General features: G+C 62.8%; 10 protein-coding genes. 2 read left to right on the top strand and 8 right to left on the bottom strand.

Features of this window, described 5'->3' with window-relative positions:
- Nucleotides 1-41: 41 nt before the first annotated feature.
- A complete protein-coding gene (locus tag QE395_RS02140) occupies nt 42-2,879 on the top strand; it encodes a winged helix-turn-helix domain-containing protein (protein ID WP_081797305.1) in 2,838 nt (945 codons plus the stop codon).
- Between the two features lie 156 nt (nt 2,880-3,035).
- On the top strand, nt 3,036-4,142 hold the full coding sequence (locus tag QE395_RS02135) for a LysR family transcriptional regulator (protein WP_081797126.1): 1,107 nt from the start codon (nt 3,036-3,038) through the stop codon (nt 4,140-4,142).
- Here the strand turns inward: QE395_RS02135 and QE395_RS02130 are convergent.
- The 8 genes from QE395_RS02130 to QE395_RS02095 form a co-directional block, all read right to left on the bottom strand.
- Nucleotides 4,055-4,972, bottom strand: coding sequence for a bestrophin family ion channel (locus QE395_RS02130; RefSeq protein ID WP_185753443.1), 918 nt, complete (start codon nt 4,970-4,972; stop codon nt 4,055-4,057). The two genes, QE395_RS02135 and QE395_RS02130, sit on opposite strands and share 88 nt — an antisense overlap.
- A 79-nt stretch (nt 4,973-5,051) precedes the next feature.
- On the bottom strand, nt 5,052-6,002 hold the full coding sequence (locus tag QE395_RS02125) for an alpha/beta hydrolase (protein WP_306987424.1): 951 nt from the start codon (nt 6,000-6,002) through the stop codon (nt 5,052-5,054).
- A gap of 123 nt (nt 6,003-6,125) precedes the next feature.
- Nucleotides 6,126-7,046 (bottom strand): MBL fold metallo-hydrolase, encoded by a 921-nt coding sequence (locus QE395_RS02120; RefSeq protein ID WP_038686023.1) that lies wholly within the window; start codon nt 7,044-7,046, stop codon nt 6,126-6,128.
- A 1,008-nt stretch (nt 7,047-8,054) separates the two neighbouring features.
- Nucleotides 8,055-8,837 carry an NAD(P)H-binding protein gene (locus tag QE395_RS02115; RefSeq protein ID WP_306987423.1) on the bottom strand — a complete coding sequence of 261 codons (783 nt, stop codon included), beginning with the start codon at nt 8,835-8,837 and terminating at the stop codon, nt 8,055-8,057.
- A gap of 18 nt (nt 8,838-8,855) precedes the next feature.
- A complete protein-coding gene (locus QE395_RS02110) occupies nt 8,856-9,863 on the bottom strand; it encodes a bestrophin family ion channel (RefSeq protein ID WP_306987422.1) in 1,008 nt (335 codons plus the stop codon).
- A 25-nt stretch (nt 9,864-9,888) separates the two neighbouring features.
- Complete coding sequence (locus tag QE395_RS02105; RefSeq protein ID WP_038686018.1) at nt 9,889-10,395, bottom strand: Ohr family peroxiredoxin; 507 nt, start codon at nt 10,393-10,395, stop codon at nt 9,889-9,891.
- Between the two features lie 24 nt (nt 10,396-10,419).
- Complete coding sequence (locus QE395_RS02100; protein ID WP_306987421.1) at nt 10,420-11,175, bottom strand: SDR family oxidoreductase; 756 nt, start codon at nt 11,173-11,175, stop codon at nt 10,420-10,422.
- A 130-nt stretch (nt 11,176-11,305) separates the two neighbouring features.
- Complete coding sequence (locus QE395_RS02095; RefSeq protein ID WP_306987420.1) at nt 11,306-12,340, bottom strand: LysR family transcriptional regulator; 1,035 nt, start codon at nt 12,338-12,340, stop codon at nt 11,306-11,308.
- Nucleotides 12,341-12,376: the final 36 nt, after the last annotated feature.

Raw genomic sequence — 12,376 nt, 5'->3', positions numbered from 1 at the left:
GGTCTAGCCCAATCGCGATGGGAGGGTGCGTGGAGACCAACATGGCAGGCCAGCCTTGCGATCACCCGCCGCAGGCTGGTGGTGATGCTTGGCAGTTTGGTTCGCTTGTGATCTCTGAATTGCAGCGTCGGATAGAAGTGCGCGGAAGCCCGGTAAGGATCGGTCCGCGATCCTTTGAACTGCTCATGCTGCTGGTGAAGCACGCCGGGGAGTTCGTGGGCAACCGCCACCTGCTCTCAGCCGTCTGGGCGGGCGTCGTGGTCGAAGACGCAAGCGTCCGCGTCCATATCTCGCTGATACGCAAGGCGCTCGGCGCGCCACTGCCGAGCGACGGATGCCTAGAGTGGATAAGCAACGTACCGCTGCGCGGCTACCGTTTCAACGGCCAGCTGACCAGCAGGAGAAGCAGTACGAGTGTCACCAGTCAAACCGCCAACCACCCAGCACTTACCTTACTGCCGTCAAGGCTGACTACACTGGTGGGCCGGCAGGCTACAGTGGATGAGGTCGCCTCACTGATGCAGGTAAACCGTCTGGTGACCATCGTCGGCCCGGGCGGAATAGGCAAAACCAGCATTGCGGTGTGTGTGGCCGTCCGGCTGCAGGCCGAGTTGGGAATTCCAGCTGCGTTCGCGGACTTTTCTCCACTGGTGTCACCAGAACACGTTCCGGACGCAGTTGCACGGGCACTTGGAGTGCCTGCGGGTGCGTCCGATGCCATTGATGCAATCCACAGCAACCTCGTGGGCCGGCCGGTGCTGTTGGTGGCGGATAACTGTGAGCATGTCCTGGGCCCGCTGGCGGCAACGGTTGATCGGTTGCTGTCCAGGCTTCCCGGATTGCGCGTGCTGGCTACCAGCCGCGAATCCCTGCAGTTGCCCGGTGAACGGCTCATCAGACTTCTGGGGCTAGATCTGCCGGCTGGCAGGTCGACCTCGTTGGAGCAGCTTTCCCGGTCGCCAGCTGCTGAACTTTTGTTGGCCCGTGCCAAGGCTGCAGGTGCAGCAGACTTCAACGAAGGCGATACCGAAGCGCTGGCTGCCATCACACGTCAACTGCAGGGCGTACCACTGGCCATAGAGCTGGTTGCGGCACAATTGGGGAAGCAGCCTGCGCGGGATCTGGCATTGCGCCTCCAGGACCACGCTCGGTTGCTCTCGATAGGGCGTCGCGGTGCGTTTGATCGCCAGCGGAGTCTTGCTGCTGCACTGGACTGGAGCATGGCGCTACTTGATGAAAAGGAGGCGCAGCTGCTGCGCGCCTTGTCGGCGTTCCGGGGGCGCTTCGATATGGAGGCGGCGCTAGCGATCTGCATGGGAAAGATCGAACCTGACGACGCACTGGATGCGCTCTCATCGCTCGTCGACAAATCGCTGGTGATGTTCGATCCCAGCTCTCAGGTGGCGCCGTACCGGCTGCTGGACACTACCCGGGCCTATGCGGCGTCCCATGCTACCCGCGTCGGCGAAGAGCCCATGCTCCTGCAACGTCATGCCGCCCATATGCTTGATGCCATGCGTGCAGCGACGGCTGAACTTCCGCTGATCGAGGAGGCGCAGTGGGGCGAACGTCACGTGCACAGGCTCGACGATGTCCGATTCGCCTTGCGCAACAGCCTAGCCGATTCAGGCGACCTGCAAGTGGCGGCCGCACTGGTGGCTGCGTCTTCGCCCCTCTGGTTTCATGCTTCGCTGCTCGCTGAATACCGCGATGGCGTCGCCGCGACCCTGGCCGCCATGGAGTCACGGCGCGCTGATGACGCCATGGCCACCGCCTCCCTCTCGACCGCGCTGCTGGTCGCAATGCTCCATACCGATGCACTCAGCCCATCGCTGGATGGGCTTTGGCTCAAGGCGATTTCGGCGGCACGCCAGGCCGAGGCCCCTGTGTTCCAGTTGCAGGCGCTGTGGGGCCGGTGTACCTACGAAATGTTCCGCGGCGAATACCCACTCGCGCTCCGGCATGCGGATGAACTGATGCAAGTAATTATGCCTTGGGGGGATGCTGCGGCATTGAACCTTGCGCATCGCACGTGCGCGATGGCCAATCACTTCTCTGGGCGGCTGGCGATTTCTTCGGCACATTCCCACGCCTCATTGCTAATAGGCGAGCACGCGCCGCGCACACCGACGAACATGGTGGGCGTGGATCCGATTGTCGCCGCGAATGCAATGCTGTCGCGGACCCAATGGTTGCAGGGAGACCTCGCTCAAGCCCTAGAAACTGCAATCGGCATGGTGGAACGTGCGCGACAGAGTAAGCATTCCCTTTCATTGTGCGCGGCACTATTTGGAGCATGTCCGGTCGCATTATGGTCCGGCCAGAAGGAATTAGCCGGTGAATGGATCGAGCTGATGCGCAAGGAAGCAACGCGACGCGGACTAGGGGGCTGGCTGCGCTTCCCTGAGTGGTACCACGATGGGTGGCGACTGTTGTTCGAGGATGCTGCAGAGCATAGACGCAAGGTGCGCGAGCTGCTGCCCGGCTTCGAGGTGCCAAGGCAGGAAATGCTTGCCACCTTCAGTGTCGACTGGGTGGCACCGTCGCTGATGGCCAGGGTGCTGGCGGGGGAGTCCGCGTGGTGCGCCGCAGAGGTCTGGCGCGGCGAGGCCAGGCGACACGCACGCGAGGGTAACCTGGGAGAGGCCGAAGCATGTCTGAATCAGGCCATGGCGGTCGCATTGGAACAGGGTGCTGCGGCATGGCACTGGCGCGCTTCCTACGATTTGGCCCGTCTGCTCATCAGGCGGGGCGAGCATCGGCAGGCGTCCAGCGTGGTCCGCAAGGTACTCGCCAACTGGCCCCGGACCGATAGCGCGCCCCTGTTGAAGCGTATTGAAAGACTCGCCAGTGCGCTGTTCCGGCGTATCGAGAGCTAGCGACGAAAGTGCACTCGGGGTTGTCTGCAGCGTGCCTTTACACACTTTTACACGTCGTGACTGGCGTCACCCACGCAGGTGCCATCAATCTAGCACCCACGCCTGGCGCAGCAGCGTTAGCGGCAGCGCGTCCTGTCCCTAACCAGGCCCCCTTCCATGGAAAACTCTCGTCACCAACAGATGCTAGGCGATCCGCTGGCGGGCTCCTTCGCCACCACCTATTCAGGCATCGTGGCATTCATTGCGGTCGTCACAGATGGTAGCTTTTCGAAGGCAGCCAACCGGCTGGGCATCGGTCGGTCTGCGGTAAGCCGCAGCGTCCAGAAACTGGAGAGCCAGCTCGACGTACGCCTGTTCCATAGAACGACGCGATCAACTACGTTGACGTCCGACGGGAACACCTTCTACGCAAGCTGCCATGAAGGCGTCGAACGTATCGTGCAGGCGCTGGAGGAGATGCGCGACCTCAAAGCGGGCCCTCCTCGTGGGCGCATCCGGATTCAATCGACAGTCGGCTTCGGCCGGCGCATCGTTGCGCCCCTACTCGGGGCTTTCCAGCACGAATATCCTGAAGTGTCGGTCGATCTAATATTGAACGACCAACCGGTCGACTTCACCGTCGACCGGGTCGACGTTGCATTCCTTGAAGGAAGGTTGCTCGATTCGCAGGTGATTGCGCGCAGGATGGTGCCCATGTGCGTTCAGACCTACGCCTCGCCGGGCTACCTCGCACGTCGTGGGACGCCGATGCAGCTGGAAGACCTTGCCCGACATGACTGCGTCACGCTGCGATTGGCCACGGGCAGGATTGACGAATGGGAATTCAACCTTGACGACCGGATCCAGCGCATGCTGCCCAACGCACAGGTAACCTTCAACGACCCTGAGCTGGCACTGCAGGCGGTACTCGACGATCATGGTGTCGCGCAGCTTCCTGCGTACCTGGCGGCGAGGCCACTGGCGTCAGGGTTACTGGTCCCGCTTCTTGATCGGTACGCAGTTCATGACCAAGGCCATTACATCTGTTATCAGAGCAGGCAGCACATGCCATCTAGGACACGGGCGTTCGTAGACTTCATGGCTGATCGAATTGCAGACGGTTGGCTGCTGCCATCGCAGATCGCAACTGGCGCAGGCGTCGCGTTTATGCGACAGGAATGCGATGCAGCCGTGCCTCAATGCGATAAGGCCGCTGTTGCCCTTCCGCCCCGGGCCTGCGCGGATCCGCTGGGCCAGGCCTTCAATTCGCTTTCGAGCGATTGAAAGGCGTTGGCAGCGGATGTGACGTGGTCCGCATCGCCTGGCAAGGCCTTGCATGACCCGAGGCTGTGCAGGGCCAAGAACATTCCTTGGAGCAGCGCCGCGAGTGGAACCACGACCCAGCACGCAACTGTGGCAGTAAATGTATCGTCAAACAGTATCAGCGGACTCATCGCATCGAGCAAGCCGAAGGGCAGAAGCAGGCCGAAGGACCACAACAGTACGGTGTCGACGATTGAATGCCGTCCGGTAGCCGGATCCTCTCTGAATCGCATCGCATCGACCCGCTGACTTTGCATTTGCTGCAGCAGGCTGTGCAGTGCATTGAAAGACGCTGGATCCAGCGTCTCTTCCACTCTCAGCGACTTGAGCGCCGCACTCTGCAATCGCAACACTCCCTCCGCGCCTTGCTGACCACTGCGAACGTCCACGCCCCGAGTGAGTTCGACCGGCTCCCCTGTATCGTTCCATCGCAGCTCCCGACGCAATGCTGCAAGCCATACCAGATGGCGCTCAACCAGGGTTTGTGCGTTCCCTTGGTCGCCCAGTGCGGCGTGGGCCAGCAGCGCCCAGTTCCGGCTGGTGGCATGGATGGATGCCCAGGTCGCCTCTCCAGAGGCAAGATGGTTGCGACGATGGAAGGCCTTGAACCCAGTGGATACGGCCAGGCTCAGCCCAGGAAACGCCAGCAGGCCCCATGGAAAGCTGATCCACTGTCCATCCGTCCACCGATACAGTGCAACCACCGCCGTGGAATAGAGGGCAACCAGCACTAGGCCCCCGCTTGTCCTGCGTGCGAGACGCAGCAATCGTTGAGTGTTGGATACATGCATGTCTGCGTTCTCCGGAGGGGCGCGGACACGGAGATGGCCATGTCCGCGCTGCATCACGCCTGCGGGCGCTTGCGGTAATTCAGTGTTGCAGCAGGAACGCCAGCAGGTCCTGGTTGACCCTGTCTTGGTGGGTGGCGGTGAGACCGTGCGGTGCACCAGGGTAGACGATCAGCTTGGCACCCTTGATCAGTTGGGCCGACATGCGGCCGCCGACGTTGATGGGTACAACTTGGTCGTCGTCGCCGTGGATGACCAGCGTGGGCACGTCAATTTTCTTCAGGTCCCCGCGAAAATCGGTAGCCGAGAAGGCTGCAACCGAGTCGTAGGTACTCTTGCTTCCACCTAGCATGCCCTGCGCCCACCAAGAATCAATCAATGCCTGATTGGGCTTGGCACCGGGGCGGTTGTAGCCGTAGAACGGGCCGCTAGGGACGTCTTTGAACAACTGCGATCGATTCTCCAGCTGCCCGTTACGCATGCCGTCGAACACTTCAATCGGCACGCCGCCTTCGTTGTCCGCCGTCTTGAGCATGAAGGGCGTTACCGAACTGATCAACACGATCTTCCGCACCCGACCGGTACCATGGCGACCCACGTAGCGCGCTACTTCGCCTCCACCGGTGGAGAATCCCACCATGGTCACATCCTTGAGGTCCAGTGTATTGACGACCGTGGCCAGGTCGTCGGCATAGTGATCCATGTCGTTGCCGTCCCATGGCTGGCTGGAACGGCCATGGCCACGTCGGTCGTGCGCGACCACACGGTATCCGTGGCTGGCCAGGAACATCATTTGCGCATCCCAGCTGTCCGAGTCCAGTGGCCAGCCGTGGCTGAAGGTCACCACGGGGCCGTTCTTTGGGCCCCAATCCTTGTAGTAGAGCTGTACCCCGTCGGAGGTAGTAATGGTGCTGGCGGTGCGGGCCGGGCTGATCGCGGCCACATGCGGCGGCACGGCTGCCTGGGCTGACGTGCCCGCCTGGACGGCCAGTGCCAGAGTGGTGGCCGCCAGGGTACGGGTAATCATGTTCATGGGTAGACCTCTGCTAACGTCGAGTGGGGGAAAGGTCGCACGCGCTACACTGGACCTCTCGGCCGGACGTTGGATGACCAGACGCCGATGAAAATTGACCGAGGGTCCAAGCGCGCAGCTGGCTCAGAAGTCCCAGAACGCGGGCACCCAACGGAAGGCGCCGCCTTCCGCGGAGACCCGTCCGATCGACGGGAATGGCAAATGCGTTGCCACAAGCATTTCACCGGTCCCTGCCAGGTCGTTGAGCAGGTCCAGACGTACGCGCGCCGCCTCCTCCGGGTCATGCTCGAAGCCGTTGTACCAGTTGGGTTGGTCGAAGCTGACCGCAAACACTGCATCGCCGGCAAAGGTCAGAGCGCTGCCATTGGAGTCCAGTCGCACAATGCTGTGACCAGGGGTATGGCCACCGGTGCGGCGGACGGTCACGCCCGGCGCGACCTCATGATGCTCCTCAAACAACCGCATCGAGCTGCCGTACTCGGCCCAGAAGTGCTTTGCGGTTGCCCGCAGCGCGTCCGGGAAGCCCGGTGGCATGCTGGTGCGGGTGAAATCCGGCGACTTCCAGAACTCTACTTCCGATGCTGCAACGTGGATGCGAAGGTCAGGACGCAGCTGCTCTTTGACACCGTCGACGAGCAGACCGCCGATATGGTCCATGTGCATGTGTGTAATTACTACGTCGGTGATCTCCTCCAAGTTGATCCCGGCAGCGCCCAGGCGGCGGATCAGCTGGCCCGCACGCGGCAACTGCAGATCGGGGTCCATGCCGAGGCCGGCATCGATGAGGATGACCCGGTCCGCACTACGGACCACCATTACGTTCAATGACCAGTCGAACGCATCTTGTGGCAGATACATGTCGTCAAACCAGACGGCGCGTTCGGCTTGGCTGACGTTGTGACCAAGCATCTGGGTAGGAAGAGGAAGCACACCGTCGCTTACAACCAGCACGTCGATGTCACCGACCTTGAGTGCGTAGCGTGATGGCACCAGCTCGTCGAGCGCGGTGGCGGATGGGTTTTCAGTAGTGTCTAGGCTGAACATGAGAGGATTTCCAGGGAAGAGGCTGGCTGGCGGAAATGCGAAGCTGGCGCTGCACGGCCGGGCCGGAGGCCGGCCTGAGCGGACAGGGGGATTGGTCTTCGCGGCAATCACGGCAAGGCGCCGTGCAGATTCAATGTAGGAGATCGAGCGCATGGCCGGTAGACATGCGCGCGGGCTCACAATGTTGTCCATCAGGCAGCAATGGCTTGTTCACTTCTCCGAAGCAGGGCATCGCCGGGTAGGCGTTTTGCAGCATTTACGTTGCGACGAAGCTACTGGCTTGGACCGCGCTACCACGGAATCCGGAGTTTCAGGCCTTGTATCTACTGCTTGGTCACACGAAGCTGAAGCCACCTAAGTCCCCCAGGGTGCCGATTACAATCGACACCCTGCTTGGTCTCTCTTTATCGTTCACATGCGGATGTCCGTCAGCTAAGCAGAGAGACGGGTGTCGGCGATGGTCCATAATGATTGCCTGACTAGCGGCTGTGAGGCACGGCCGTTGGAGCGTCGACTCTGCGCGCGGCAACTGTCCTAACGTTCTTCATTTGCGTCGAGGGCGGGCCGCGCATCTGGGCTGATCAACGCAACTGCCCGCGACGATTCCGCGCGCTATCGCCGCCCACCGCCAAGAGCTACCTCGCGCAATCGGACCGCGCGAGGTGAAAGCCCTGAAGCAGATTGCCCGACGTTAGATAACGCCACCCCGCGCACTTCTCTTCAGCCGCTACGGGGGCGAGTGCTGTACAAGGGATGGACGCTGCGCTTCTGTTTAGAGAATGTCGAAGGCGAGCGACGATTTGCCGGAGACAGATATGGCGGAGAACTTCACCAACGCGTCGCGCGGGATTCCACATCGGCGTTCGTGAGGTTTATTTCGCGGCCACTGCAAGCGCGGACGGATGCGCCGCCGATGGTGGGAAAATGACTCTGCTTTCGAGTGCTTCTGCTAGCAGAATCGCGATCCGCGTGCGGTCTCCCAGAGAACCGAGCGAAACGAGCCCGACATTACGGCGCGGGCAGGTGCACGTAGGGGAAGGCGCGGCGCGTGTGCCGGGCCAGCCAATCTGCGAAGCGTGTGCCGCCTAGCAGCGCACCAGGTTCGGGGGTGAGCGTCGTGTCTTTCAGCAGCGCGCCGTAGTAGCGCGCGTCGGGATCTGCCACCACCGGGCGGTCGTCCTGGTTGAAGTACATTACCCACTCCACCAGCTCGAACAGGCGGTGGCACTCGGGGCCTGCGATCTGCACCATGCGCTGACCCGGCGCTGCGGCCGCAACTTGCGCAACCAGGGCGCCAAGGTCGTCGGCCGCCACAGGCTGCACCTTTGCTGGCGACAGGTGCAGCGCCTGTCGGCCGCCCAGTGGCGCCACCAGCTGGGACATGAACTCATAGCACTGGGTGGCGCGGATGAGCGTGGAGCGCAGTCCCGATTGGTGGACCAGGTCCTCCTGTACCGCTTTAGCGCGGAAGTAGGCGCTGTCCTGCAGGTAAGGCGTGCCCACGATCGACAGGCCCACTAGGTGCTGCACGGAGGCACGCTCACACGCAGCCAACAACTGCGTGGTGGCGCTCCGGAAGAAATCGCCGACCTGGGGGTCTTCGAAGATCGGCGCGTTGCAGGCGTCCACCACCGCTTGGGCACCTTCAAGCACTCTTGCCAGCCCTTCGCCGGTCAGTACGTCCACGCCACTGCGGCGCGACGCGGCCACCACATCGTGTCCCAATCTAGCCAGGCCCTCCACGACCCGGCTGCCGATCAGCCCGTGCCCCCCGATGACGACGATCTTCATGCTCAGTGTACTCCCGGGTTACAGCACGATGGGGCTGGCCGGTGCGTGCTGCAACGGAACATCACGCTCGTCCAGCAACTCACGCAGATTGCGCTCGACCGTGTTGCACAGCTGCGAGATTGGAATGTCGTTGGCACCGCCCTCAAACGGATTGGCGCTGCTCTCGCCCACCTGGTCCAGCGCAGAGTAAATCCAGGACACGAGCACGCTGAGTGGAATGGCCAGCCATACCATTTGGCCCCCCATCGCCCCGCCCACCGTGTCGTTCATCGGTGCCAGCAGGTCGATCATGCCCAAGGGCAGCAGCAGGCAGAGAATGCGCACGAAGATCGCGTTGATGACGGCATACTGCCGGGGATACGGATAATCCTTGATCCGTTCGCTGCGCGCCTGTTGTTCGTGCAGTTCACGCAGCACGCGCTGCAGTTCGGCGAAGGTGGCTTGGACTATCACCCCATCGTCGAGAAGCTGGCGCAGTGCGGCACCCTGCAGCGACAATACCTCGGTGGCCTTGCTGGTAGCACCAAGAATGCGCGAACGCTCCTCGGGGCTGACGTACTTGATCAGCTCTGCATCCAGCGTACGCACCTTCTCCGGCACGTCGTAGTGCTTTCGATACTCCACGTTAGGCATCAGCTTCTGGGTTTCCCACGGCTTGCTTTCGCGCATCTGGTAACGCAGCGCGGTCAGCCAGGCAAGGTGCCGGTAAACCAGTCGCCGGTTGTGCTCGGGACGGTTGACGTAGTCGCGGGTCATAGTGCCCCACAGCCGGCTTGCCGCAGTGATCGACGCCCACACCTGCTGCGCCTCCCACAACCGGTTGTAGGTCTGGGTGTTCTTGAACCCGGCAATCAACGCCACGCTGGTGCCGAGCATGAGGATCACATTCCACGGCACGGCCAGCCAGTGCAGGCCACCCAGCTGGTACAGCGCCACCAGTGCCACGTCGAGCAGGATCAGCAGGTACAGCGGGCGCCGGGTCCACAGCAGGAATTCGGTGAAGGTATAGGAGCGACCAGCATGCATGGTGTTGTCTCCAGGGGGGCACCGCTCAGGGCGCTGCGGTGGGCACCACGCAGACCACGTGTGTGATGCCGTTGCGGAACATCTTTGCGAAGGGACAAACGCGCTCGGTATTGCGCACCAGCTCGGCGGCAATCCCGCTGTCCAGCCCTGGCAGGTAGGCTTCAACTTCTGCCGAGAGCAGGTAGAGCCCGTCAATCGGATCACGCGAGAAGGTCACCGCTACTTCGATGCACGAATCCACCAGCACCAGCCCGGCACGGCTGGCAAGGAGATTCATCGCGCCGTGGAAGCAGGCCGCGTAACCTGCCGCCAACAATTGCTCAGGGTTGCTGCCACCGCCTGGGCCACCGAGCGACGGTGGCAGCCGCAAGTCCAGCTGCAATGCGCCATCGTCTGACGCCACCTCGCCGGATGCGCGACCGTGTCCCGTCTGCCCTCCCCTTACCCTCACCCGCCCGGTATAAAGGGGACGCACCTCATCACCACGGTACTTATCGAGAACGGCAGGCGATGGCGGCTTCAAATCAGACATGGTGGATCCACGCAGTGCTGGCGGTCAGTGGGAGTGTTCAAGTCCGGACTGCTGCAGCCATCCGTCAAAACTCTGTCGGCCAAGCCACGCCTGGCCCACCGGCACCAGCGTGTCGTCCTGCAGCTGCGCACCGAAGTACGGCGCCTGCGCATCGCCAACCACCCGCCGTGGATCGCCGGTGCGATCTAGGAAGCGCTGGGCCAATGCGTCCATCGCCGCGCGCTCGGGACCTGCGATCTCCACCACGCCGTTGACCGCCGGCTGCAGTGCCACCTGCACCACTGCATCGGCAACATCCTCCGCGGAAATCGGCTGCACCAGCGCGGTAGGCAGCCGCATCGCATCACCGGCGGACTGGATGATGCCCGGCAGGAACTCGAAGAACTGGGTGGAATGGATGATGGTGTAGGCAACGCCCGCGTTGCGGATCAGTTTTTCCTGTGCGATCTTGCCGCGGAAGTAGCCGCTGGCTGCCAGCTTGTCGGTACCCACCACCGACAGCGCGACATGGTGGGCGACACCAGCTTTCGCCTCGGCGGCCAGGATGTTGTGCCCGGCGGTCTGGAAGAAAGCCAGCACCGCAGCGTCTTCGAACGAGGGCGAATTGGCCAGGTCGATCACCACTTGCGTGTCGGCCATGGCCATATCCAGGCCCTCTCCGCTGATGATGTCGATACCGGTAGACGGGGCAGCGATGACGATGTCATGACCGGCTGCACGCAGGCGGTCGACCACTTTGCTGCCAATGCGGCCGGTGCCGCCGATGACCAGGATCTTCATGGAAATGCTCCAGTGCTGGAAGGGGACAGCCTGTGTTGGCTTGGGCATGCAGCGATGCTATGCGGGGCGCCACAGCGGCGGTAGACCCGCGCGTGGACGCGCACTGTTGCCTGTTGGGCACCAATGCAGCTCATCGCCACGCCCCGGCGTCGATGTCCCGTGCCGGCGCACCCGCCTGCTGCACGCTTTCCCAGTGCGTCACCACGTCCAGGTCGAGCGCGCGGACCTCGCTGGTGATGAAATCGATGAATGCGCGGATTCGTTTTGGCAGCTGGCGTCGGCTCAGGTAGCACAGGTAATGGCCGCGGTCGTCGGCAGCGTATTGGCCCAGGCAGCTCACGGCCAGGCCCGCGTCCAGTGCCGCGCGCACCTGGTAGTTGGACAGCTGGGCCAGCCCCTGGCCCTGCAGCACCGCCTGCAGCGCCAAGTCGGCGTCGTTGAATACCAGTGCCGACACCGGCTCCACGCTCAACGGCCGGCCATCCACGCGGAATTCCCACGGCTGCAAGCGCCCGTTGGACTGGCGCTGACTGATACAGGCGTGCGCGGCCAGGTCCGCCACGCTGGTGGGAAGGCCATGTTGCTCCACGTACTCCGGTGCGGCGCACACCAGTAGCTGCATCGGGATAAGGTGTTTTGCGATCACCTCGCTGTCTTCCAGCACGCCATCGCGGAACGCTACGTCGATGCGGTCGGCAGCCAGGTCCAGCGTGCGTTCCTCCAGCTGCAGCTCCAACGTAACTTCGGGAAACAGTACGCGGAACTGTGAAAGCAGCGGCGCTATCACCTTACGGCCAAAGCCGTGGTTCGCGCTGACCCGCAGGTGCCCGCGCGGTGGACCATCGCGCAGGTCGCGCATTTCCTCCAGCGCCTGCAGGATGCGGTCCACGCCCGGCCGGCAACCGTCGTGGAACAGCTCGCCTTCGCGGGTAAGCGATGTTGACCGCGTGGTGCGCAGGAACAGGCGGACGCCCAGTTGTCCTTCCAGCTTCTGCACGCTGCGGCTCACCGCCGAGCGGCCAATGCCAAGCCGGTCCGCCGCGCGCGAGAAGCTGCCCTCGTGGGCCACCGCGATGAAGGCCATTACCCCGGCATAGCTAGCCGAAAAGCCTGTGGTAAGCGGATCGGCACCGTCCTCGACGGTACCTAGTTCGGTCAGGGACACGTGGGTGGCACTCCAAGTCGGCGCGCGTGGGCGCGC

Origin of the sequence: Stenotrophomonas sp. SORGH_AS_0282 (assembly GCF_030818125.1) — a bacterium.
GTDB classification, from domain to species: Bacteria; Pseudomonadota; Gammaproteobacteria; order Xanthomonadales; family Xanthomonadaceae; genus Stenotrophomonas; species Stenotrophomonas rhizophila_A.
Note: the sequence above shows the minus strand (reverse complement) of the source record. Positions and strands in the feature narration are given on the sequence as shown.